This is a genomic window from Clostridium sp. AF19-22AC (assembly GCF_003479085.1).
Classification (GTDB): Bacteria; Bacillota; Clostridia; order Lachnospirales; family Lachnospiraceae; genus Faecalicatena_A; species Faecalicatena_A orotica.
Genome location: NZ_QUGN01000067.1, coordinates 237 through 592, shown reverse-complemented (window position 1 = coordinate 592; position 356 = coordinate 237). Strand labels below are relative to the sequence as shown.

The following is a 356-nucleotide window of genomic DNA, read 5'->3' as shown; positions in this document are numbered from 1 at the left end:
TACACAATGTCTTTCCATTCATCACTTGGCTCTGCTATGTTCTGTTTAGTGATTTCAATGTCGGATTTTATTGTCTCTACGTTTTCCAACATATCCAGATAATGCTCTGGTTCATAACCCAAATTCAATAAGTGATTCAGCAGTGTAGGCTCTGGGAACATTCCGAACCAACAACGCTCGAACCATTGGTCAGCATAATCTCTTTCATCACTTCCGTTGGAGTAAGTACCGCCAACCAAATCTCCGACAAAATTCTCTATCAGCTCTCCGATTGTCAAACCATGCTCCCCACACTTTCTCGCCAGTCTGTCACAATCTGCATCCGACAATTTCACTGTAATTTTTCTCTCTCTGAT

Annotated in this window: 1 pseudogene; it reads right to left on the bottom strand. The window is 41.9% G+C overall.

Going from position 1 to position 356, the window contains the following annotated elements:
• A pseudogene (locus DWX43_RS26780) lies at nucleotides 1-335 on the bottom strand (hypothetical protein); the annotation flags it as partial.
• Nucleotides 336-356: the final 21 nt, after the last annotated feature.